We start from the raw sequence: 21924 nt of genomic DNA, 5'->3' as shown, positions 1-21924 counted from the left end.
AGTTCCGAAGGGTGCGCCCGGGAAACGGGCGCACCGATCAACGGCACTCAGACGGCGACAGGGCGCAGCGAGTAGGTTTTCAACTGGTCAGCGAATTCACGCAGAGACTGGATGCCACTGGCCTCGGCCTCGTGTACCCACTCCTTGATGGCGGCGAGCATGTCGTGGCCATTTGCGCTGGTCTTGACCCAGATCTGCTGCAGGGCCAGACGTTTCTCGTAGATTACCTTCAGCGCCTGGCTGTGCTCGAGCATGTTCTGGATGCGCGCGTGGTGGCGATCTTCCAGCAGGCTGGTTTCCCGCGAGAGCAGGCGTTTGGCCCGGTGGAACTGGTGGCGTACCGAATGATCGACCTTGGCCAGTTCCTGTTTGACCAGCGGGCCGATCACCAGCTTGCGGTACTGGGCCATGATCTGGAAGCGGTTGTTGAGGATCGCCATGGCGGTGTCCATGTCCAGACTGCCCTTGCCTTCGACGCGGTGGGCGATCGGCGCGACCCGCTGGACCTTGGCCAGACGCAGGAAACTGAACACCTGGATCCAGGCCCAACCGAGGTCGAACTCCCATTTCTTGACCGACAGCTTGGCCGAATTGGGATAGGTGTGATGGTTGTTGTGCAGTTCTTCGCCGCCGATCAGGATGCCCCACGGCACCAGATTGGTCGCCGCGTCGCGGCACTCGAAGTTGCGGTAGCCGACGGCATGGCCGAGGCCGTTGACCACGCCGGCCGCCCAGACCGGGATCCACATCATCTGGATCGCCCAGATGGTGATGCCGATGGTGCCGAACAGCAGCAGGTCGACGACGGCCATGATCGCCACGCCCAGCAGCCGGTAGCGGCTGTAGAGGTTGCGCTCGATCCAGTCTTCGGGGCAGTTCTTGCCGTAGATGCGCAGGGTTTCCGGGTTCTGCGCTTCTTCGCGGTACAGCTCGGCGCCTTTGCGCAGGACGGTGGACAGACCCTTGACGACCGGACTGTGCGGGTCGTCTTCGGTTTCGCATTTGGCGTGGTGTTTGCGGTGGATGGCGGTCCACTCGCGGGTGTTCTGCGCCGTGGTCAGCCACAGCCAGAAACGGAAGAAATGCTTCAGGCCGGCATTCAGCTCCAGGGAGCGATGGGCCGAGTAGCGGTGCAAGTAGACCGTGACGGCAACAATCGTCACGTGGGTCATCACCAGGGTGACGGCGACCAGCGACCAGGCCGACAAGCCAAGAAAACCTTCGTACCACATAGGCTATAGGGCCCTCGATAAAGAAAAAACAGCCGTTGCATTATCACCAAGCACACAGATAAAACCAGTCGCCCTTTCAGATAAGAGATGGCTGGATGTTTCTTGACCTATAATCCCGACATTTTTGTAGGGACATGGACGGCCGAATGTCTGCCACTTACCGCGATGCCTTGCGTGCAGCGCTGCTTTACCTGGTCCTTGCGGTGGTCTGGCTGCAAGGCACTGGTTATTTATTGAACAGTTTCTTCGATAACTCTGACGAACTGCTGCGCTGGCAACGGATCAACGGCTATGCCTTTGTGGCACTCAGTGCCGGGTTGATCTTCCTGGCCCGGGCGCGCCTGTTTGAATGCCTGGGCATCGGTGCCCGATTGCGTGAACGCCAGGCGGATCGCGAACGCCTGCGTCAGGCCGCTGCGGTTTTCGATTGCACCCGCGAAGGCGTGCTGGTCACGAACCGACAGGGGCTGATCGTGCACGTCAATCGCGCCTTCATGGAAATCACCGGCTATCAGCGCGACGAAGTGATTGGCCAGCAGCCCAGCCTGTTCAAGTCCGGGCACCATCCGCCGGGTTTTTATCAGGCGATGTTCGCCACGTTGCAGGCGCAGGATGAATGGAGCGGTGAGATCTGGAACCGGCGCAAGAGCGGCGAAATCTACCCACAGTGGCAGACGATCCGGGTGATTCGCGACGATGACAGTCGGCTCAGCCACTATGTGGCGGTGTTTTCCGATATCAGCGCGATCAAGGATTCCGAGCACGAACTCAAGCACCTGGCCCACCACGATCCGCTGACCGACCTGCCCAACCGCCTGCTGTTCAGCGACCGCGCCGAGCAGGCGCTGGCATCGGCGCAGACCCACAAGCGTGGTTGCGCGCTGCTGCTGATCGATCTTGACCACTTCAAACTGATCAACGACAGCCTCGGCCACACCATCGGTGACCGTTTGCTCAAGGCCGTCGCGGCGCGTTTGCACGCGTTGTTCGGGCCGGGCATCACCCTGGCGCGGCTGGGCGGCGATGAGTTCGCGGTCCTGCTGGAAAGTTGTCCGCAACCGGCGCAGGCGGCGGCATTGGCTCAGCGCATCATCGATGCACTTAAAGAGCCGTTCTGCCTCGACGGCCATGAACTGTTCATCAACGCCAGCCTCGGCATCAGCCTGTTCCCCAGCGATGCACTGAGCGCCGAACAGCTGTTGCGCAACGCCGATGCGGCGCTGTTCAAGGCCAAGAGCAGTGGCCGCAACGGTTACGCGCTGTACACCGAAGAACTCACGGCTCATGCCCAGCAGCGGGTCGAGATCGCTTTTGAACTGCGCCGAGCGCTGGAGCAGCAGGAGTTGCGGGTCTACTACCAACCGGTGCACGACCTGAAAACCAGTCGCCTGATCGGCGTCGAGGCGCTGGTGCGCTGGGAGCACCCGCAGCGGGGCCTGGTGTCGCCGGCGGAGTTCATCCCGATTGCCGAGCGCACCGGGCTGATCTCGGAAATCGACGCCTGGGTCATGCAGCAGGCCTGCCGGCAGATGTGCCAATGGCAGCAGGCTGGCGTGGTGCTGTCGTTTGTCGCGGTGAACGTGTCGTCACGGTTGTTTGCCCGCCGTGAGTTGTATCAACAGGTGGCGCAGGTGCTGCACGACACCGGCCTGGATCCGGCCTATCTGGAACTGGAGGTCACCGAAAGCGCGGTGATGGACGATCCGGAAGTCGCGCTGGAACAGATGCATCGTCTGCGCGAGCTGGGGATACGTCTGGCTATCGATGACTTCGGCACCGGGTATTCGTCGCTGCTGCGGCTCAAACGCCTGCCGGTACAGAAGCTCAAGATCGATCAGGGTTTCGTCGCCGGGCTGCCGTGGGACGAGGACGATGCGGCGATCGTCCGGGTGATCATCGCCCTGGCCCGCAGCATGGGCATGCAGGTGCATGCCGAGGGCATCGAGCAGGTGGAACAGGCCGCGTTCCTGCTGGAGCAGGCCTGTGATCTGGGCCAGGGCTACTGGTTTGGGCGGCCGGTTCCGCAAGCACAAATCGACTGGAACCGGGCGCCCTTGATCGGTTGATGGCGGCGTACGGCGGGTTTGCCGACGGGCAAGTCCGCCGCAAACCCTTGCTGCGTCACATAATGTTTTTCGGTTATATAAACATTCTTAAATAGTCTTTTTAAGAATATCTGAGCCTCTCTTATATTGCTCCCACGCCGAACGCAGTGCCGCCCACTGCCAGGCATATCCCATACAAAGGAGCAGCACCATGAGCGCATCCCTGCGTAGCGTCGAGGGTCAGGACGAAAGCACCATTCTGCGCGAAATCCAGAGCGCCTTGCGCGACCTGCGTTTCGGCGCGGTGGAAATCACTGTGCATAACGCCCAGGTGGTCCAGATCGAACGCAAAGAGAAATTCCGCTTGCAGCAACCGGGCAACAAACCGAGCTGATTCGCAGTCTGCGGCAGCTCCTGCGGGGGTTGTCGGCAGAAGCTGCCACAGGCTGCGGTCGTTGAACGAGCAACCCGATGCCAGCAATCCATAAGAAAAAGCCACCACCAAGAATTCCAGGAGCTTTCACCATGTCGTCGATTCGCCGTTACGCTTTGGCCGCCCTGGCCAGTGCTGTGTTTGCCGGTTCCGCGGTTGCCAAGGATTACGAACTGCTCAATGTGTCGTATGACCCGACGCGTGAGCTGTATCAGGATTACAACGCCGAGTTCGTGAAGTACTGGCAGTCGGAGCACGCTGGCGACACCGTGAAAATCCAGCAATCCCATGGCGGTTCGGGCAAGCAGGGCCGTGCGGTGATCGACGGTCTGCGCGCCGATGTCGTGACCCTGGCCCTGGCCGGCGACATCGACGAAATCGCCAGGCTCGGCAAGACCTTGCCGGCCGACTGGCAGAAGCGTCTGCCGGACGCCAGCACCCCGTACACCTCGACCATCGTGTTCCTGGTACGCAAGGGCAACCCGAAAGGCATCAAGGACTGGGGCGATCTGATCAAGAATGACGTCTCGGTGATCACTCCGAACCCGAAAACCTCCGGCGGTGCACGCTGGAACTTCCTCGCGGCGTGGGCCTACGGCCTGAAAGCCAACGGCGGCAACGAAGCCAAAGCCAAGGAGTACGTACAAACCCTGTTCAAACACGTACCGGTTCTGGATACCGGCGCCCGTGGCTCGACCATCACCTTCGTCAACAACGGTCAGGGTGACGTGCTGCTGGCCTGGGAAAACGAAGCGTTTCTGGCGCTGAAGGAAGACGGCGGCAAGGACAAGTTCGACATCGTCGTGCCTTCGCTGTCGATCCTCGCCGAACCACCCGTGGCCGTGGTCGACAAGAACGCCGAGAAGAAGGGTAACGCGCAGATCGCCGAAGCCTACCTCAAGCACCTTTACAGCCCGGCCGGCCAGGAAATCGCGGCGAACAACTTCTACCGTCCGCGTGATAAGGACGTGGCGGCCAAATACGCCCAGCAGTTTCCTAAACTGGAACTGGTGACCATCGACAAGGACTTCGGTGGCTGGAAAACCGCGCAGCCGAAATTCTTCAACGACGGTGGCGTGTTCGACCAGATCTATCAGGCACAGTAAGTTTCAATAGCCTAAAACGAGCCCCGGATTTATTTTCGGGGCTTTGCGCGTTCTCAAACCAAGGACTTTTATGTCGCGTCGTATCTCCCCCGTCATACCCGGCTTCGGGCTGACGCTGGGCTACACCTTGGTGTACCTCAGCCTGATTGTGCTAATCCCGCTGGCGGCGATGTTCGTCCACGCCGCCCAACTCACCTGGGATCAGTTCTGGACGATCATCTCCGCGCCCCGCGTGCTCGCCGCACTGAAGCTGAGCTTCGGCACCGCGCTGTGCGCCGCGATCATCAACGGCATCATCGGCACGTTGCTGGCCTGGGTGCTGGTGCGCTACACGTTCCCGGGACGCAAGGTGATCGACGCGATGATCGATCTGCCGTTCGCCCTGCCGACCGCCGTGGCCGGTATCGCGCTGACGGCGCTGTACACGCCGACCGGGCTGGTTGGGCAGTTCGCCGCCGACCTCGGTTTCAAGATCGCCTACACCCCGCTCGGGATCACGCTGGCGCTGACCTTCGTGACCCTGCCGTTCGTGGTGCGCACGGTGCAGCCGGTGCTGGCCGACATCCCCCGTGAAGTCGAAGAAGCGGCCGCATGCCTCGGTGCCAAGCCGTTGCAGGTGTTCCGCCACATTCTGCTGCCGGCGCTGTTGCCGGCCTGGCTGACCGGTTTCGCCCTGGCATTCGCCCGGGGCGTCGGCGAGTACGGTTCAGTGATTTTCATCGCCGGCAACATGCCGATGAAAACCGAGATCCTGCCGCTGCTGATCATGGTCAAGCTCGACCAGTACGACTACACCGGCGCTACCTCCATCGGCGTGCTGATGCTGGTGGTTTCCTTCGTCCTGTTGCTGCTGATCAACTTGTTGCAGCGGCGCATCGAAACCCCTTAAGGAGGCGCGAACCATGTCCCAATCGTCTATTGCGGCCGCTTCCTCGGCCAACGCCGCCCGCCGTGGCAGCGCCACTTCGCGCAGACTCCTGATCGGCCTCGGCTGGCTGATTTTCTTCCTGTTTCTGCTGCTGCCGCTGTTCATCGTGGTGTCGCAGGGCTTGAAGAACGGCCTCGGTGCGTTCTTCACCGCGATCTTTGAACCGGATGCCTTGTCGGCCCTGAAACTCACGGTGATTGCGGTGCTGATTTCGGTGCCGCTGAACCTGGTGTTCGGCGTCAGCGCCGCGTGGTGCGTGAGCAAATACTCGTTCCGTGGCAAGAGCATGCTGGTGACGCTGATCGACCTGCCGTTTTCGGTGTCGCCGGTGATCGCCGGTCTGGTCTACGTGTTGATGTTCGGCGCCCAGGGCCTGTTCGGGCCGTGGCTGCAGGATCACGACATCCAGATTGTCTTCGCCCTGCCGGGCATCGTGCTGGCGACGATCTTCGTCACCGTGCCGTTCGTGGCCCGTGAGCTGATCCCGCTGATGCAGGAGCAAGGCACTCAGGAAGAGGAAGCCGCGCGTCTGCTCGGCGCCAATGGCTGGCAGATGTTCTGGCACGTGACCGTCCCCAACATCAAATGGGGCCTGATCTATGGCGTGGTGCTGTGTACCGCGCGGGCCATGGGTGAGTTCGGTGCGGTGTCGGTGGTCTCCGGGCACATTCGCGGGGTGACCAACACCTTGCCGCTGCACGTTGAGATCCTCTACAACGAATACAACCACGTGGCCGCGTTCGCCGTGGCGAGCCTGTTGCTGATCCTGGCGCTCTTCATCCTGCTGCTCAAGCAGTGGAGCGAAAACCGTATCAACCGCCTGCGCGCCAGCGCCGCGGAGGAATAATTCATGTCGATCGAAGTGCGTAACGTCAGCAAGAATTTCAATGCGTTCAAGGCGCTGGACAACATCAGCCTGGACATCCACAGCGGTGAACTGGTGGCGCTGCTCGGCCCGTCCGGCTGCGGCAAGACCACCCTGCTGCGCATCATTGCCGGTCTGGAAACCCCGGATAACGGCAACATCGTGTTCCACGGCGAGGACGTGTCCGGCCACGACGTGCGGGATCGCAACGTCGGTTTCGTGTTCCAGCACTACGCCCTGTTCCGCCACATGACCGTGTTTGACAACGTCGCGTTCGGCCTGCGCATGAAGCCGAAAAACCAGCGCCCGAACGAAAGCCAGATTGCGACCAAGGTTCACGAGCTGCTGAACATGGTGCAACTGGACTGGCTGTCGGATCGTTATCCGGAGCAACTGTCCGGCGGCCAGCGTCAGCGTATCGCTCTGGCCCGTGCGCTGGCGGTAGAGCCGAAAGTGCTGCTGCTCGACGAGCCGTTTGGCGCCCTCGACGCCAAGGTGCGTAAAGAACTGCGTCGCTGGCTGGCGCGCCTGCACGAAGACATCAACCTGACCTCGGTGTTCGTGACCCACGACCAGGAAGAGGCGATGGAAGTGGCCGACCGTATCGTGGTGATGAACAAGGGTGTCATCGAGCAGATCGGCTCACCGGGCGATGTCTACGAAAATCCGGCCAGCGATTTCGTCTATCACTTCCTCGGCGACTCGAACCGTCTGCATCTGGGGGATGACAACCATGTGCTGTTCCGTCCGCATGAAGTGTCGCTGTCGCGGCATGAACTGGAGGATCACCACGCTGCCGAAGTCCGCGATATCCGGCCGCTGGGCGCGACCACGCGGGTGACGTTGAAGGTTGAAGGGCAGGCTGATCTGATCGAGGCGGAAGTGGTGAAAGACCACGACAGCCTGACCGGGTTGGCCAAGGGTGAGACGTTGTTCTTCAAGCCGAAGGTCTGGCAGAAAGTCGCCAACGTTTGATCTCACGCGTTCTCACGCTCCGCGTCCACGGTGACGCGGAGCTTCACGGGATGCATTCCCACGCAGAGCGTGGGAACGAGCGAGCCGGGCAGTGGTTCAGACAGCCGCGCGATTCGGATTGACCCGCACCACACCTGCCCGCGCCTCGATCTGCTCTTTCAGCTCATGCCGCATCCCGAGCATGAACGCCAGTTCGGCCACCACAAACAGCGGCCCGACGATCAACCCGCTCAAGTCATCGACAAACGCCGGTTTGCGCCCTTCATAGTGATGGCCGACAAACTGGATCACCCAGCCGATCACGAACATCGCCAGACCTGCGCTCAGCCAGACCAGGGTGCTCTGCTGCGCCAGCACATGCCCGGCCCAGACCGACAAGCCCATCAGTACCGTCATCAAAACCCCGAGCTTCAGTTCCAGACGCAGGTAAAACCCCGCCGAAGCAAGGGCGGCGATCACCGCCGGGGAAATCCACAACCCGCCCACCGACCATTCCGGCCGCGACAACAGCACGGCCACCGCCACCACAATCAGCGGAATCCCGATAAAGTGGCTGGCGATGTTGCGCGGGTCACGGTGGTAAGCGGCGTATTGACTCAAATGATCGACGAGGCTTTTCATTGTTGTTCCTCCTGTAGGGTGATCGAATCATGCCCCGGGTTCACGGCTCGCTCTGTCAGGCAGGCGACAATCTTTCGGAGAACGCATGGATAAGGTCTGGCGCGAGCGCCTGCTGACCGGGCAATGGTTCAGTCATCTGCCCTCGTCCTTTCAGGATAGTCTGCTGGCGGCGGCCAAGGAGCGGCGGCTGGCGGCGGGGCAGCGGCTGTTTCAGCGCGGCGATGCGCCGTGCGGCCTGTACGCGGTGCTCGACGGCGCAGTGCGCATCGGCGCAGTCAGCGAGCAGGGCAAGGAGGCGTTGCTGAGTCTGGTGGAGGCACCGCACTGGTTTGGCGAAATCTGCCTGTTCGACGGCCAGCCCCGCACCCACGATGCCTACGCGGTCGGGCACTGCACGCTGCTGAACATTCCCCAGGCCACGCTGCTGAAACTGCTCGACGAGCAACCCGTCTACTGGCGGCATCTCGCGCTGTTGATGAGCCACAAACTGCGCCTGACCTTTATCAACCTCGAACAGCTGAGCCTGCTGCCGGCCCCGGCGCGTCTGGCCCATCGTCTGCTGATGATCGCCGAAGGCTACGGCGAACTGGACCCGCCGCGCCGAGTGCTGCAACTGCCTCAGGAACAGCTGGCGTCGATGCTGTCGCTGTCGCGGCAGACCACCAACCAGATCCTCAAGGAGTTGCAGGGGCAGGGGATTATCGGCTTGAGTTATGGCGAGATCGAAATCCTCGACGCTGCACGACTGCGCGCGCTGGCGACCCTCTGAAGAACACGGGTTTCCCTGTGGGAGCGGGCTTGCCCGCTCCCACATTGGATCGATGTTGTTTCTACGAACCGCGATAAGTGGAGAAGCCGTACGGGCTGAGCAGCAGCGGAATGTGATAGTGCTGATCCGTCTGCTTCACTTTAAAAATCACTGGAATCTCTGGAAAGAATGTCTCGTGCTTCGCCTTCTCGAAGTACTCACCGGTCTTGAACACCACCCGATATTCACCCGCCTCGAACGGTTTGTTCGCCGGGAACAGTTCGGCGATCCGCCCCTGTTCATTGGTGGTGCCCTGCGCCAGCGGCTGCCAGTCCTGGCCCACGTGGCGTTCCAGCGTCACGTTGATGCCCGGCGACGGCAGGCCGTTTTCCAGATTGAGCACGTGAACGCTCAGCGGGTTGCCGGCGGCCAGCGCCAGGCTCGAAAAAGCGCTCAGGCCGAGCGCGGCGAAAGTCATGCGCAGTGGGGTCATGGAGATGCTCCTGGGTTCAAGTACGGTTGATGGACAGGCCGACGATGTCGGCAGCCTTGATCGCGCAGTTTTCGTCCTGCTCGCCGCCGCCGGAACCGGCCACGCCCATGGCGCCGACCAGTTCCTTGCCGGCAAACAACGGGATGCCGCCGCCGAGCAACAGCAATTCATCGAGGGTGTTGAGGTTGGCGGTTTCCGGGTTGCTGCGGGCGCGCTCGGCGAACAATCGGGTCGGGGTTTTCGTCGATAGCGCGGTGTAGGCCTTGCGTTGGCTGGCGGCGGTGTTGTGCGGGCCGATACCGTCGCCGCGCAAGGTCACCAGCAGGTTGCTGCCACGGTCGAGCACCGACACCGTGCCAGTGCAGTGTTCCAGCGCCGCGTCGGCCAGCAGTCGTGCGGTTTTCAGATCGAGATCGGCGTGACGGGGCAGCTCAGGTGCGGCGAATGCGGCAGTGCCGAAGCTGATTGCCAGGCTGGCGATCAAGTATTTAGCAAACATGGGCAGGCTCCATAAGCGAAGGCCACCACCTTATCCGCCGGTCCCCGTCGAAACCTCGTCAGTCGGATTACAAGTTTGTAATGGGCAACGGCGCCGAAGGGGCCTAGCCTGTGTCTCTGATCAATCGAGGTGTGCCATGCGTTTGCTGGTCGTAGAAGATGAAGCCAAAACCGCGAACTTCATCGCCAAAGGGCTGGGCGAGTCCGGTTTTGCCGTGGATGTAGCACTCAATGGTCTCGACGGGCGCTACTTTATTGAGCAGCAGGCATATGACCTGATCATCCTCGACGTGATGCTGCCGGGCCTCAACGGCTGGCAATTGCTCCAGCTGATCCGCCAGCGCGGCGCCACGCCGGTGCTGTTCCTGACGGCGAAGGACGCCATCGAAGACCGCGTGCGCGGCCTCGAACTGGGGGCCGATGACTATTTGCTCAAGCCGTTCGCCTTCGCCGAATTGCTCGCGCGGGTGCGCACGTTGTTGCGGCGCGGGCCGCTGCGCGAGGCCGAGTCGTACAACATCGCCGATCTGGAAATCGACGTGCTGCGCCGTCGGGTCAGCCGTGGCGGCCAGCGCATCGCCCTGACCAACAAGGAGTTCGCCCTGCTGCATCTGCTCGCCAGTCGTCAGGGCGAAGTGCTGTCGCGCACGCTGATTGCTTCGCAGGTGTGGAACCTGAATTTCGACAGCGACACCAACATGGTCGAAGTCGCGGTGCGCCGGTTGCGTTCGAAAGTCGATGATCCGTACATGCCGAAGCTGATCCACACCGTGCGCGGGGTCGGCTATCAACTCGAAGCGCCCGACGATGCGCACTAGATCCATCGCCTGGCGCCTGGCCCTGGCGTTCGCCGCCGTCTGCGCGTTGGTGCTCAGCGTGATTGGCGTGTTCCTGTATCGCTCGCTGGCCTCGGAAATCGCCTGGCGCGACGACATGGCCTTGCTCGGTCGCCTGGAACAGGTGCGCGCGTTGCTCGCCGACAGCGACAGCCTCGGCGCCTTGCAGGCCCGGCCACGGCTGTACCAGAACATGCTCGGCAACCTCGACAGTTTGCTGCTGGTGCAGCGCGCGGACGGCTCGAATGTGATCACGATCAACCCTCGCCAACGTGCATTGCCACCCGTGCAGGCCATCCCCCGGGATCAACCGCCGCAACGCCGCGATGTGTTGACCTGGCAGGCGGCGGACGGTGTCGAGCTGGCCCTGTTGTCAGGTCAGGCCCAAGGGCCGAACGGCGAAGCGCTGACCGTGATCGCCGGCAAGGTGCTGAGCGAGCGTGAACAAATGCTCGGCAGCTATCGCCTGCGCTTGTATCTGGCCGTCGGCCTGGGTGCCGTGCTCGCCTTCACGTTGGGCCTGGTGCTGTTGCGCCGTGGTTTGCGACCTCTGCGCAAGCTGAGTGAAGCGCTGCGCGGCATCGACCTGCTCAGCCTCGACCAACGGGTTCCTACCGCCGGCACGCCAGCGGAATTGCTGGAGCCGGTGCTCGCGCTGAATGGCATGCTCGGGCGGCTGGACGACGGCTTCCAGCGCCTCTCACAGTTTTCCGCCGACCTCGCCCACGAAATCCGCACGCCCCTGCACACGCTGCTCGCCAGCAACGGACAGGCTCTGAATCATCCACGCAGCAGTGCGGAGTATCAGGAGGTGCTGGCGTCGAACATGGACGAGTTCGAACGGCTCAAGCGCATGGCCGAGAACCTGATGTTCCTGGCTCGCGCAGAGCAGGCTGAACGGGCACTCGATCTGCGCACGCTGAAGTTGCACGACATTGGCGATGAGTTGTGCGACTACTTCGAAGCCCTGGCCGATGACCGGGGAATCCGCCTCGAAAATACGTTCAGCGGAGAGTTGCTGGCGGATCAGCAACTGCTGCAACGCGCCTTGGGCAACCTGTTGGCCAACGCCGTGCGCCATGCCGATGCCGGTTCGGTCATCCGCCTGCGCCGGCGCGATGAGCCAGGCCTGTGCTGGCTGCAAGTCCACAACGTCGGCCCGGTCATCGCGGATGAGCACCTGGGCAAACTGTTCGACCGCTTCTACCGCGTCGACCCGTCCCGCGCGGAACCGGGAGACTCCGGCGGATTGGGACTGGCAATCGTGCAGTCGATCATGCAATTGCATGGGGGGCGGGTGCGGGTCAGCAGTGGTGCAACGGGTACGGTTTTTGAGCTTGGATTTGCAGCGATCTGAATGGCTTCTTCGCGGGCAAGCCCGCTCCCATAGTAGTCAAGGTGTGACGCGGATTTTTGTACGCCCCAATCCTTGTGGGAGCGGGCTTGCCCACGAAGAGGCTGGTCGATTCAGTACAAATTCCAGCCCCTTCAGCGCAACTGATCCCGAAACTGCCCCGGCGTCATCCCGGTCCAGCGTTTGAACGCCCGACTGAAGCTGCTGGTGTCGGCAAATCCCAGCAGGTAACTGACCTCACTCAGCGAGCATTGCGGATCGCGCAGGTGCAGCAGTGCGAGGTTTTCGCGGCTTTCATTCAATAACGTATCGAAGCGACAACCCTCGTCCGCCAGATGCCGTTGCAGGCTGCGCAGGCTCAGGTGCAGGGCCTGGGCGATGCGTTCGGCGCTGGGTTCGCCTTCGGGCAGTTGTTCTTCGATGGCGTCACGCACCTTGCGCTCCCAGGTCAGGGGCTTGAGCTGGGCGAGGGTGCGCTTGAGTACCGCTTCGTTGTGCTCGGCCAGTTCCGGGTTGGCGTCGTCGAGGTGGCTGTCGAAGTCGGTGAGGGCGAATTCGATGCGGTCCTCTTCGGCGGAAAAATGCACCGGCGAGCGGAATACCTTGTGCCATTGATGCGCATCGGTCGGTTCCGGGCGACGTAGATAAACCGCCAGCGGCGCGTAGTCGCGGCCCAGGCGATTGCGGCAGGTGCGCACGTAGATCGCGGCGAAGGCGTCGATGGCTTCGAAGGCGGGCGCCGGGTTGGCGGTGGGGATTTTCAGGCGAAAGCGGTAGCGGTCCTCAGTGCGGGTCAGCTCCAGTTCCAGTGCGTCGCTGACCACCTGGTGATAACGCACGATCCGCTCGAACACTTCCCGCAGGCTGCCGCTGGCCACTAACGCGTAACCCAACGCGTGAAACGTCGTGGGGCTGACGAACCGCGACACTCGTAAACCGATCGCCGGATCGCCGCTGACCTGCACCGCGATTTCCCACAGGCGGGTGGTCGCGGACAACGGATAGCGGGCGTTCGGGTCATCCATCAGTTGTGGATCGAGCCCGGCCTGCTGGCACAGGGCAGTGCTGTCCAGCCCCAGCGCGTCGAGTTGCTTGCGCAGGGCACGGGTCCAGCTGGCGAGAGAAGTCGGTTCCTTCATGCTGATTGGCGCTTCCGGTCAACAGGTTGGCGTTCTCGGCTACCGCGTTCGAAATCTGCGCGGGGCAGGATGCGAACATCAGTAACCAGAGGATGGAAGCATGGACCGTACTTCTGCAAGTCCCCAGCGACACAATGCTGCCCAGCGATCAGCGCATATTCGCGAAGTGGTGCTGGCCAAAGGCGTCGAGCTGCGCGAGCGCTACCCGATTCTCCAGCATCAGGACGCCCTCGGCGCCGGGATTCTCGCCCTGGCCCTGGCCGGGATGATCGGTTCGGCGGCGCTCTATATCACCGGGCACATGGCGTGGTGGGCGTGTCTGCTACTCAACGCGTTTTTCGCTTCGCTGACCCACGAACTCGAACACGACCTGATCCACAGCATGTATTTCCGCAAACAGCGGGTGCCGCACAACCTGATGATGGGGCTGGTATGGCTGGCGCGGCCGAGCACGATCAACCCGTGGATTCGCCGTCATTTGCACCTCAATCATCACAAGGTGTCCGGCACCGAAGCCGACATGGAAGAACGGGCGATCACCAACGGCGAGCCCTGGGGTTTTGCGCGGTTGCTGATGGTCGGCGACAACGTGATGTCGGCGTTCATCCGCATGCTGCGGGCCAAGACCTGGGCGCACAAGTTCAGCATCATCAAACGCACGCTGAAGGTGTACGCACCGTTGGCGCTAGTGCATTGGGGCGCGTGGTATGTGTTTCTCGGGTTCCATGCCGCCAACGGGATCGCCTACCTGATGGGCTCGCCGATTGAATGGTCAGCGACCACGCTGGCGGTGATGCAGGTCATCGACATCGCCGCCGTGGTGCTCATTGGCCCGAACGTGTTGCGCACCTTTTGCCTGCACTTCATCAGTTCGAACATGCATTACTACGGGGATGTGGAACCGGGTAATGTCCTTCAGCAGTGCCAGGTGTTGAACCCGTGGTGGCTGTGGCCGTTGCAGGCGTTCTGCTTCAACTTCGGCAGCAGTCACGGGATTCATCATTTTGTGGTGAAGGAGCCGTTTTACATTCGTCAGTTGACGGTACCGGTGGCGCATAAGGTGATGCGGGAGATGGGCGTCAGGTTCAATGATTTCGGGACGTTCGGGCGGGCGAACCGGTTTGTTCGCAAGGAAGAAGTCCAGCAGAAAGAAGTGCAGACGGCTCAGGCTTGAAGGTATCCGAGGCTATCGCCGGCCAACCGGCGATAGCGTTGCGTCAGCTACCCTCAATCCGGCTGAAACGGCGACTCGCTTAGAATCACCCCGGTCTCCTCCACATACCGCTGCCAATGCTCGATCAGCGCTTCAAGCTTGTGCGGCTGACTCGACGCCAGATCATGAATCTCCCCCGGATCACTGCCCAGATCATAAAGCTGCCAGGTCGCCGGCCCCACCGGGCCCGGGATCCACACCGCCTTCCACTGCCCCTGCCGAATCGCCCGGCGCCCGAACAATTCCCAGCCGGTGACGGTGTGCTCGTCATGCACCTGCGCCGTCTCGCCGGACAGGAAACCCAGCCACGATTTACCGCGCAACGGCGCCACCGGTTTGCCGTGCCACTGCTTGCCCGGATGGCGCACGCCGGCCAGATCGAGGATGGTCGGCGTGATGTCCATCACCGTGCCGAAACCATGGCTGATCTGCCCCTTCAGCGGCAGTTGCGGATAGTGCAGCAGCGCCGGAACGCGAATCCCGCCTTCGGTGGTGAAAGCCTTGAACAGGCGTGAAGGCGCAGTCGCCACCTGCGCCCAGTTCGGCCCGTACCAGACATAGGAATTGGCGCGGCCGATGTTGTCGAGGCTGTTGTCGTAATGCTGGCTCAGATACGTCATCAGCTCCGGACCGAATTTCGGGAAGGCTTCCAGCAGCGCGCCTTCGGCACCGTTGTCGGACATGAACAGGATGAAGGTGTTGTCGAGCTGGCCCTGCTGGCGCAGGTAATCGACGACGCGGCCGATGTTCCAGTCCATGCGCTCGACCATCGCGGCGTAGACCTCCATGGCCCGGGCGGAAATGCGTTTTTGTTCATCGCTCAGCGCTGCCCATTGCGCGGTCAGCTGGATCAGCGGATGCGGTTCGACATCCGGCTCGATCAGCCCCAGCGACTTAAGCTTTTCCAGACGCTCGAGGCGCAGCACTTCCGGCCCCGCGTCGTAGCGCCCACGGTATTTTTCGACGATGTCGGCAGGCGCCTGCAACGGCCAGTGCGGCGCGGAAAACGGCAGGTACGCGAAGAACGGCCGGCTCTGGTCGCGCTCCTTGAGGTACTGCAACAGCTTGTCGCCGAACGCGTCGGAGGAATAGAAATCCTTGGGCAGTTCGTCGATGAACCTGTCGTCCTCGATGTACAGCGCCGGGGTGGATTTCAGCAGGCCGGGTGTGCGCTCATCGTAGGTCGGTTCAAATCCGTAGTGGTTCGCCGCGCCAGGCAGCAGCGAGAACGAACGCTCGAAACCACGGGCGTGGGGCGCCAGTTCGGCGGTCAGGCCCAGGTGCCATTTGCCGCTCATCAAGGTCTGGTAACCCGCCTCGCGCAGCAACTCCGGCAACGCGACGACGCGGTCGTTGAGGTAACCCTCGTAACCCGGTTTGCCGATCAGCTCCGGGGTCAGCGCTTCGGCCATGGTGCCGATGCCGGCGATGTGGTGATCGGTGCCGGTGAGCAGCATCGAGCGGGTCGGCGAGCAGGTCGGTGCGGTGTGAAAATCGGTCAGGCGCAGGCCGTTGTTGGCCAGGGCATCGAGGTTCGGCGTGGCGATTTCGCCACCGAACGCGCCGATGTCGGAGAAGCCGAGGTCATCGGCCAGAATCACCAGAAAGTTGGGACGTTGCGGCATCGACAGGCTCCTGTTCAGCAGGCAATGAACGACAGCGGCAGATCGCGGATCTGCACCGGTGCGCTCGGTTGGTAATGGTCGTCATGGGTCAGTTCGTGCAGCAGTTCTTCGCGCAACTGATGGAAGTCGAAACTGCTGCGTTGGCGCGGATGGGGCAGGGCGATGTCCACCACCTGTTTGATCCGGCCGGGGCGCGGTTCCATCACCACCACGCGGTCGGCGAGGAAAATCGCTTCCTCGACATCGTGGGTGACCAGAATCGTGGTGATTTTCGCCCGTTCGCGAATCGCCAGCAGTTCGTCCTGCATCTGCTGGCGGGTCAGGGCATCGAGGGCGCCAAAGGGTTCGTCGAGCAGGAGGATCCGTGGGCTTGCTACCAGTCCGCGAGCAATCGCCACGCGCTGGGCCATGCCGCCGGAGAGTTGATGCGGGTAGGCGCGGGTGAAGTCGCGCAGGCCTACCAGTTCGATGAAATCGTTGGTGCGTTGCTGCTTTTCGGCGGCACTCAGCGGCTCGTTGACCAGGCCCAGACCGATGTTGTCGGCCACCGTCAGCCACGGGAACAAGCGGTGTTCCTGAAACACGATGCCACGCTCGCCGCCGATGCCGCTGACGGCTTTGCCATCGACGCTGATCTGCCCGCGAAATTGCGTGTCGAGGCCTACCAGCAAACGCAGCAAGGTGGATTTGCCGCAGCCGCTGGAGCCGACGATGGCGACAAACTCGCCCTCGGCGATGTCGAGGTTGAATTCGCGAATCGCCTCCAGTTCGAAGCCGTCGACGTCGAAGGATTTGCCTACATGGTTGAAGCTGACAATCGGTGCGTTCATGCGTGTCTCCAGCGGGTGGCGCGGATTTCCAGGCGTTGGCCAATGAGGTTGAGCAGGGCGCCGGTGAGGCCGACCAGCAGCATCCCGGCCATGATCAGGTCCATGCGCAGCAGTTGTTGGGCGCCGATCATCTGGCTGCCGATGCCGCCGTTGGACGGCATGAAATATTCGGCGCCGATGGTGCCGAGCCAGGCGTAGATCAGGCTCAGACGCAGGCCGGCGAAAATCCCCGGTGCAGCGCCCGGCAACACCAGTCGACGCAGGCGCTGGCCGAGACTCAGGCGCAGGACCTGCGCGGCTTCGTTGAGTTGCGGCGAAAGGTTGGCGACGCTGCGTTGGGTTGCGACAAACAATGGAAAGAACGCGGCGAGGGCGACGAACACCCACTTGGCCAGTTCGCCCAGGCCGAACCAGGCGGTGAGCAGCGGCACCCAGGCGAAAATAGCGATCTGGCGCAGGGCGGCGAGGGTCGGGCCTAGCACGCGTTCGCTGGTGTGTGACAGACCCAGCAGCAAACCCAGCACGAGGCCGAGGCCGCCGCCAATCAACAGGCCGCCGAGGGTGCGGCCCAGGCTCAGGGCCATGCCCAAAATCAACGTGCCGTCGAGCAATCCGTTTTTCGTCGCCTCAAGCACCACCCACGGGCTGACCAGAATGTTGGCATCGATCCATTGCTGGTCGACTGCCAGTTGCCACAGGGCAAACAGCGCCAGTGGCAGCAGCCACGGCTGTACGCGCTGCCAGCCTTCGTAGCGCGGGCCGCGACGAATTTCCGCCGTGGCCGGGTGCGGCCAGTGCAGCAGTTTCCTGTCCAGCAGACCGATGCCGCGATCCATCGCCACGCCGATCAGGCCGATTACGACGATGCACACGAAGACGATGTCGAGCATGAACAGCTGACGCGCCCAGACCATCAGGTAACCGATGCCTTCGCTGGAGGCCAGCAGCTCTACCGCGAGCAATGAAGTCCAGCCAGCGGCGAGTGCCAGACGCACGCCGGCCATGAACGCCGGCAGGGCGGCGGGCAGTACCAGTCGGCGGATCAACAGGCGTGGCGGCAGGCGCAACACGGCGGCGGCTTCACGCAGTTTCGGTTGCGCATCGCGCACGCCGACCAGCGTGTGCAGGGTCACCGGCACCACGATGGCCTTGATCAGCACCACCAGTTTCAGCGTTTCGCCGATGCCGAAAAACACCATGAACAGCGGAATCCACGCCAGCGTCGGCACCTGGGCCAGGCCGGCGAAGGTCGGGAAGATCAAGCGTTCAAGGCGACGGCTGAAGCCCAGCGCCGCACCGAGCACCGCGCCGGCGGTAACGCCTGCCAGCAGTCCCCAGAACAACCGTTGCAGGCTGATCCACAAGTGACTCCATAACTCGCCCTGAGACAACTCGATCGCGCTGTTCCACACCAGTGACGGCGCCGGCAGGATCTGTTCGCTCATCCATTGATTGCGCGCCGCCAGCCACCACAGGGCGAACAGGGTGAGGGGCAACAGCCACGGCAGCAGGCGCTGGCCAAGGCTTGGCCATGAGCGCAGTGCTTTCAGCGGTGGTGCGGGCAGCGGCAGGCTGAGCAGGGATTGTCGGGCCATGGGTGACCTCCGTTGTCGGGTTGCAGGCAGGCCTGCCTTCATGGAAGTGCGGTATGCAAATTAGATATATAAAAATTCAATTCAATGCTATTGGGAGATAAGCCAGGCCATTTAAGGCCTCCAGCCCATGCGCATCCAATGCATTCGGAGAATATTTTTGATGCTCTGCATGCATATCGATCTACAGGTCCTTCGGACAATGGCTTAGCGTTTAAAGCTATAAAAATGTGCTTTTTAAGTATTTAAACGCTAATGCGGAATGTGCCTACTTTCGGCTCCTCAATGCCCGTCGTAATCAGGAGCCGTACCCATGAACCTTCCTTTCAAACGTGTCATCAGTCTGTTTGCCGTGCCGGCGCTGGCGGGGCTGCTGGCGTTTTCTGCCCAGGCCGACGAGCTCAAGGAAATCAGGATTGCCGTGCCTGATCTGAGCGCCGGTACCCAGCACAGCGGCGGGGGCATCGTGGACGTGTTGCGCGATCAACAGATCTTCGAAAAAGCCTTCGCCGATCAGGGCATCAAGATTCAGTGGAGCTTCTTCAAGGGCGCTGGACCTGTGATCAACGAAGCGTTCGCCAACGGCCAGGTGGACCTGGCCTATCTCGGAGATCTGGCGGCCATCATCGGCAAATCCAACGGACTGGATACGCGCCTGCTCAGCGCCAGTGCCCGCGGTGTAAAGCAATACCTGGGCGTGGTGCCGGGTTCGGGGATCAAGACGTTGCAGGATCTCAAGGGCAAGCGCGTGGCGATCTTCCGCGGCACTGCTACCCAATTGTCGTTCGATGCGGCGCTGGCCAGCGTGGGCTTGAGCGAGAAGGACGTGAAAGTCATCAACCTCGATTTCAACGCAGCAGTTGCTGCGCTGGCGGCGAAGCAGATTGATGCGTCATGGGGCAGCTCCGGGCTGACCGCGTTGCAGGCCAAAGGCCTGGCTGAGTTGCCGCTTAACACCAAAGACCTTGGCGGCGCCGGCAGTGTGCAGTCGGTGCTGGTGGGTACCGGCAAGTTTGTCGACGGGCATCCGCAAGCCGTGGCAAAACTGCTCAAGGCGCAGCAGCAGGCGGTGGAGTGGTTGACGCAGGACAGCAACAAGGACGCCTATGTGCAGCTTGTGTCGAGGCTGGCGAGCTATCCATCGGTGATCCTCACCCAGGATCTGAAGGATCAGAACCTGAGTGAAGTATTCCCGTCGACACTGGATCCGCTGTTCCTTCAGAACCTGCAGGGCAAGGTCGATCTGGCGGCGCAGCAGAAGCTGATTCGCAAGCCGTTCAAGGTGAACGAGTGGGTGGCGCCTGAGCTGGCGGCTGCGAAGCTCTGAGTCATGCGGTCATTCCCGCGCCGAGCGTGGGAATGACCCTCAAACCGCGACGCTGATCTGCTGTTTATCCACCGCCACCAGCGTCTCGATCATCGCCCGCGCCGCCGGTGACAGCCGGAATCCCGTGCGACTCACAATCCCGCACCGCGCATTCATGCTTTCCAGGTTCTGCGGCAGATTGCGCCAGTGCAGCGGTGCCAGCGAGCCCTGGGCGATATCTTCGACAAACGCCTCTTCGGTGCCCACGCCGATTGCGTTGGATTGCAGCACCACTTTCACCAGCGCCGGAAAATGCTCGGTCTCGATGGTCGGTGAGAAATCGATCCGTCCGCTGAGATTCGCCAGCAGTTTGCGAATGCCTGGCGGGATCAGCGTGGTCGCCAGCGGGTAGTCGAACATGTCGTTGGTCGACAGGCTTTCCTTGGCCAGCAGCGGATGCCCCGGCCGACAGAAAAACACCCCGCGTTTGGGCGTCAGCGGCTGGGTCTGGAAATTCGGGTCGGATTCGAAATGGCGAATGTCGGCGATAAAGAATTCGATCTCCTCGCGGCTCAGGGCGCGGCTGAGCTTTTCCCAGTTATCCACCTGAAAGCAGGTGCGCACTTTCGGGTGCGCATTGATGAATTGCGCCACCGCGTCCGGCACCAGTTTCACCGCCGGCGCCGGGCCGCAACCGAAGTGCAGTTCGCCGGCATCGAGCTTGGTCATCTGCGTCACTTCGGCGCTGAGCAATGCCGCGCCCTGCACCAGCGTCAGGGCGTGTTGCAGCACCACCTGGCCCTCGGGAGTGGGGCGCAGATCCTTGTTGCCGCGATCCACCAGCACGCAGCCGAACTCCTGCTCCAGCCCTTGAATGCTGCGGCTGAACGCCGGTTGAGTGATGCCCATGGCGTCGGCCGCGCGGACAAAACTGCGGTGTTCGTTGAGGGCGATGAAGTAGCGCAACTGGCGAAGATCCATATGCTTTTCCGGCATCCTAAAAATAGCTCGAAGGCATTTGCGACGAGGTTGCTTGAGGTTTTAAATGCAAGCTCTTATTCCGTCAACGAAGCATGTAGATATCTATTAGATGTAAATGGAATATAGATAGAGCGTTGTTTCGCTGCCGTCCAACCGCAAGCAGTCGATGAGGGTCTACCCATGAGCAATGCCGCACTCGCTGTAAAACCCGCTGTCCACGCGCTGGACATTCATCCGGTGGCCGGTCGTATCGGCGCCGAAATCCGTGGCGTGCAGCTGTCCGGTGAGCTGGATGCCGCGACGGTTGAAGCCATTCAACAGGCGCTGATCCTGTACAAGGTGGTGTTCTTTCGCGAGCAGACCCAGCTCGACGATCAGCGTCAGGAAGCCTTTGCGCATCTGCTCGGCGAGCCGGTGGCGCACCCGACCGTGCCGTCCCGCGAGGGCACTCGTTATCTGCTGGAACTGGACGGCGCCGAAGGGCAGCGCGCCAACTCCTGGCACACCGACGTCACCTTCGTCGATGCCTACCCGAAGGCCTCGATCCTGCGTTCGGTGGTGGCCCCGGCGTTCGGTGGCGATACGCTGTGGGCGAACACCGCGACGGCGTACAACGAACTGCCGACCGAGCTGCGCGAACTGGCGGACAAACTGGTGGCCGTCCACAGCAACGAATACGACTACGCCGCCGTGAAGCCGGACGTATCGGCGGAGAAGCTTGAGCGCTATCGCAAGATCTTCACCTCGACCGTCTACGAGACCGAGCACCCGGTGGTCCGGGTACACCCGATCAGCGGCGAAAAGAGCTTGCTGCTGGGGCATTTCGTCAAGCGCATCAAGGGTTATTCCCAGGCTGATTCGGCGCACCTGTTCGGCTTGTTGCAGAGCCATGTGATTCGCCAGGAGAACGTCGTGCGCTGGCGCTGGAAGGCCGGTGATGTGGCGATCTGGGATAACCGTTCGACGCAGCATTATGCGATTGATGACTACGGCACTCAGGATCGGGTGGTGCGTCGGGTGACGCTCAGAGGGGAAGTGCCGGTCGGGGCGAATGGGCAGCGTAGTCAGACCATCAAAGGCGCTGAAATCGTCGGCGTCTGATCG

General features: G+C 61.9%; 21 protein-coding genes. 12 read left to right on the top strand and 9 right to left on the bottom strand.

Annotated elements, in window-relative coordinates:
• Positions 1-47: 47 nt before the first annotated feature.
• On the bottom strand, positions 48-1232 hold the full coding sequence (gene desA / locus ACKJSM_RS16160; RefSeq protein ID WP_197870232.1) for a delta-9 fatty acid desaturase DesA: 1185 nt from the start codon (positions 1230-1232) through the stop codon (positions 48-50).
• Between the two features lie 146 nt (positions 1233-1378).
• On the opposite strand from desA, the gene dibA reads away from it, so the two are divergent.
• From dibA to ACKJSM_RS16130, 6 genes are all read left to right on the top strand, one after another.
• Positions 1379-3298, top strand: coding sequence for a phosphodiesterase DibA (gene dibA, locus ACKJSM_RS16155; RefSeq protein ID WP_236181397.1), 1920 nt, complete (start codon positions 1379-1381; stop codon positions 3296-3298).
• 190 nt (positions 3299-3488) lie between these two features.
• The gene (oscA, locus tag ACKJSM_RS16150) at positions 3489-3671 is read left to right on the top strand and encodes a sulfur starvation response protein OscA (protein ID WP_236181396.1); all 183 of its coding nucleotides are present in this window, start codon (positions 3489-3491) and stop codon (positions 3669-3671) included.
• Positions 3672-3802: 131 nt separating this feature from the next.
• Positions 3803-4816, top strand: coding sequence for a sulfate ABC transporter substrate-binding protein (locus ACKJSM_RS16145; RefSeq protein ID WP_410238254.1), 1014 nt, complete (start codon positions 3803-3805; stop codon positions 4814-4816).
• A gap of 70 nt (positions 4817-4886) precedes the next feature.
• Positions 4887-5705, top strand: coding sequence for a sulfate ABC transporter permease subunit CysT (gene cysT, locus ACKJSM_RS16140; RefSeq protein WP_007952818.1), 819 nt, complete (start codon positions 4887-4889; stop codon positions 5703-5705).
• Positions 5706-5718: 13 nt separating this feature from the next.
• Positions 5719-6591, top strand: coding sequence for a sulfate ABC transporter permease subunit CysW (gene cysW / locus ACKJSM_RS16135; protein WP_236181394.1), 873 nt, complete (start codon positions 5719-5721; stop codon positions 6589-6591).
• Positions 6592-6594: 3 nt separating this feature from the next.
• Positions 6595-7584, top strand: coding sequence for a sulfate/molybdate ABC transporter ATP-binding protein (locus tag ACKJSM_RS16130; protein WP_074689378.1), 990 nt, complete (start codon positions 6595-6597; stop codon positions 7582-7584).
• Positions 7585-7680: 96 nt separating this feature from the next.
• Here the strand turns inward: ACKJSM_RS16130 and ACKJSM_RS16125 are convergent, their stop codons facing one another.
• Positions 7681-8205: a DUF962 domain-containing protein gene (locus ACKJSM_RS16125; RefSeq protein WP_410238253.1), complete on the bottom strand. Its 525-nt coding sequence runs from the start codon at positions 8203-8205 to the stop codon at positions 7681-7683.
• 85 nt (positions 8206-8290) lie between these two features.
• On the opposite strand from ACKJSM_RS16125, the gene ACKJSM_RS16120 reads away from it, so the two are divergent.
• Positions 8291-8974, top strand: a complete 684-nt coding sequence (locus ACKJSM_RS16120; protein WP_410238252.1) for a Crp/Fnr family transcriptional regulator — start codon at positions 8291-8293, stop codon at positions 8972-8974.
• Positions 8975-9035: 61 nt separating this feature from the next.
• Here ACKJSM_RS16120 and uraH read toward each other — a convergent pair whose 3' ends face one another.
• Positions 9036-9446 carry a hydroxyisourate hydrolase gene (uraH, locus tag ACKJSM_RS16115; RefSeq protein WP_262161237.1) on the bottom strand — a complete coding sequence of 137 codons (411 nt, stop codon included), beginning with the start codon at positions 9444-9446 and terminating at the stop codon, positions 9036-9038.
• Positions 9447-9462: 16 nt separating this feature from the next.
• On the bottom strand, positions 9463-9945 hold the full coding sequence (locus ACKJSM_RS16110) for a GlcG/HbpS family heme-binding protein (RefSeq protein ID WP_410238251.1): 483 nt from the start codon (positions 9943-9945) through the stop codon (positions 9463-9465).
• Between the two features lie 136 nt (positions 9946-10081).
• Here ACKJSM_RS16110 and ACKJSM_RS16105 point away from each other — a divergent pair, with 136 nt between their 5' ends.
• Positions 10082-10762, top strand: a complete 681-nt coding sequence (locus tag ACKJSM_RS16105; RefSeq protein ID WP_236181390.1) for a heavy metal response regulator transcription factor — start codon at positions 10082-10084, stop codon at positions 10760-10762.
• Entirely contained in the window at positions 10752-12137 is a 1386-nt protein-coding gene (locus tag ACKJSM_RS16100; RefSeq protein WP_410238250.1) for a heavy metal sensor histidine kinase, read from the top strand. Before ACKJSM_RS16105 ends, ACKJSM_RS16100 begins: the two co-directional genes overlap by 11 nt.
• Before the next feature lie 131 nt (positions 12138-12268).
• Here ACKJSM_RS16100 and ACKJSM_RS16095 read toward each other — a convergent pair whose 3' ends face one another.
• A complete protein-coding gene (locus ACKJSM_RS16095) occupies positions 12269-13273 on the bottom strand; it encodes an AraC family transcriptional regulator (protein ID WP_236181388.1) in 1005 nt (334 codons plus the stop codon).
• A 100-nt stretch (positions 13274-13373) separates the two neighbouring features.
• Between ACKJSM_RS16095 and ACKJSM_RS16090 the strand changes: the two genes are divergently transcribed.
• The gene (locus ACKJSM_RS16090) at positions 13374-14447 is read left to right on the top strand and encodes a fatty acid desaturase (RefSeq protein WP_410238249.1); all 1074 of its coding nucleotides are present in this window, start codon (positions 13374-13376) and stop codon (positions 14445-14447) included.
• 53 nt (positions 14448-14500) lie between these two features.
• On the opposite strand, the gene ACKJSM_RS16085 is transcribed toward ACKJSM_RS16090, so the two are convergent.
• From ACKJSM_RS16085 to ACKJSM_RS16075, 3 genes are read right to left on the bottom strand one after another with little or no spacing between them, the layout of a single operon-like run.
• Entirely contained in the window at positions 14501-16111 is a 1611-nt protein-coding gene (locus ACKJSM_RS16085) for an arylsulfatase (RefSeq protein WP_410238248.1), read from the bottom strand.
• A 14-nt stretch (positions 16112-16125) separates the two neighbouring features.
• Positions 16126-16941 carry an ABC transporter ATP-binding protein gene (locus ACKJSM_RS16080; protein WP_236181385.1) on the bottom strand — a complete coding sequence of 272 codons (816 nt, stop codon included), beginning with the start codon at positions 16939-16941 and terminating at the stop codon, positions 16126-16128.
• Positions 16938-18536, bottom strand: coding sequence for an ABC transporter permease (locus ACKJSM_RS16075; RefSeq protein ID WP_410238247.1), 1599 nt, complete (start codon positions 18534-18536; stop codon positions 16938-16940). The genes ACKJSM_RS16080 and ACKJSM_RS16075 overlap by 4 nt, the downstream gene beginning before the upstream one ends.
• Positions 18537-18846: 310 nt before the next feature.
• Here ACKJSM_RS16075 and ACKJSM_RS16070 point away from each other — a divergent pair, with 310 nt between their 5' ends.
• On the top strand, positions 18847-19860 hold the full coding sequence (locus tag ACKJSM_RS16070; protein WP_410238246.1) for an ABC transporter substrate-binding protein: 1014 nt from the start codon (positions 18847-18849) through the stop codon (positions 19858-19860).
• Between the two features lie 39 nt (positions 19861-19899).
• Here the strand turns inward: ACKJSM_RS16070 and ACKJSM_RS16065 are convergent, their stop codons facing one another.
• On the bottom strand, positions 19900-20820 hold the full coding sequence (locus ACKJSM_RS16065) for a LysR family transcriptional regulator (RefSeq protein WP_339489220.1): 921 nt from the start codon (positions 20818-20820) through the stop codon (positions 19900-19902).
• 180 nt (positions 20821-21000) lie between these two features.
• Here ACKJSM_RS16065 and ACKJSM_RS16060 point away from each other — a divergent pair, with 180 nt between their 5' ends.
• Complete coding sequence (locus ACKJSM_RS16060; RefSeq protein WP_236181381.1) at positions 21001-21921, top strand: TauD/TfdA dioxygenase family protein; 921 nt, start codon at positions 21001-21003, stop codon at positions 21919-21921.
• Positions 21922-21924 lie beyond the last annotated feature (3 nt).

It is taken from the genome of Pseudomonas sp. PHC1 (genome assembly GCF_046487845.1).
GTDB classification, from domain to species: domain Bacteria; phylum Pseudomonadota; class Gammaproteobacteria; order Pseudomonadales; family Pseudomonadaceae; genus Aquipseudomonas; species Aquipseudomonas sputi.
Note: the sequence above shows the minus strand (reverse complement) of the source record. Positions and strands in the feature narration are given on the sequence as shown.